Raw genomic sequence first — 970 nt, 5'->3', positions numbered from 1 at the left:
GCCGGGCACCTGAGCGCTTGCTGCCGTCGCGATGATGGAAAAGAGGAGAACGAGGACAAAGCGCATCATCAAAAGCCGTTGGAATGATAAAATGTTAAAGGCGGCAAAACACAATTGTTGCGCATTGGCTCATTGGACGATCAACGTCTCCACGATGAGCTCGCGCACGAGACCGTTCGAGCGCAGGCTAGCGCGTTCGTTCAGATCTTCCTTGAGATGTTGCRATCCGCTCGCGCCTTCGATCTGGGCTAATCCGACCGTCCGCAGATAGGCGACCATGTCCTGCTTGATCTCGGCCGCGATCACGTCCGGATTGGGAATCGACCCATTGTTGAAGACGATCGAGGATTCGACACGGATCCAGGCGTCGCCGGAATTGGCGAGGTTCGTCACAACCGGCGAAAGGCTCTTCAAAACCACGTCGCCGGAATAGAGAAGCGAATGCGCTGCCTTCTCCTGCTCGTCCCGCTTTCGCTCGTCGACCACTTTCTCGACCGTGGAAACGAGGTACATGCCGAGCGCACCACCAGTTACGGTCGCGAGGACGGTCAACACGGCCAACAATCCGAGCCAACCCTTCCCTCCGCCCTGGGAGGAGGCATCGGACGATTTTGGAAGTCGCTTGCGGGCCATGACGTTACTGGTTTCCTACCACGGCGTGAGCAAGTCGTAGATCTGCTGGCCGACGGCCGGCTGCTGGACCTCGGTGATCCGGCCACGGCCACCATAGGACACCCGCGCTTCGGCGATCTTGTCGTACGCGATGGTGTTCTTGCGGGAGATATCCGAAGGACGGGCGATGCCGGCGATATTCAGCACGCGCACTTCGAAGTTCACGCGGATCTCCTGTGACCCGCTGATGAGAAGATTTCCGTTGGGCAAAACCTCAGTCACCACCGCGGCGACGGAGAGACGGAGCTTCTCGGAACGGTCGATCGACCCTTGCCCTTCGGTCGACGTTCCAGAGCGG

General features: G+C 59.1%; 2 protein-coding genes. Both read right to left on the bottom strand.

Annotated elements, in window-relative coordinates:
* Positions 1-129: 129 nt before the first annotated feature.
* Positions 130-633 carry a flagellar basal body-associated FliL family protein gene (locus AC1DT3_RS22620; RefSeq protein WP_477467411.1) on the bottom strand — a complete coding sequence of 168 codons (504 nt, stop codon included), beginning with the start codon at positions 631-633 and terminating at the stop codon, positions 130-132.
* A gap of 15 nt (positions 634-648) precedes the next feature.
* Positions 649-970: flagellar basal body L-ring protein FlgH (locus tag AC1DT3_RS22615; RefSeq protein WP_477467410.1), on the bottom strand; the 322-nt coding region annotated here is incomplete at its 5' end.

The organism is Microvirga sp. P4_G7, from assembly GCF_056401005.1.
The sequence above is the reverse complement of the archived record's forward strand: the minus strand, read 5'-3'. Positions and strand labels throughout refer to the sequence as shown.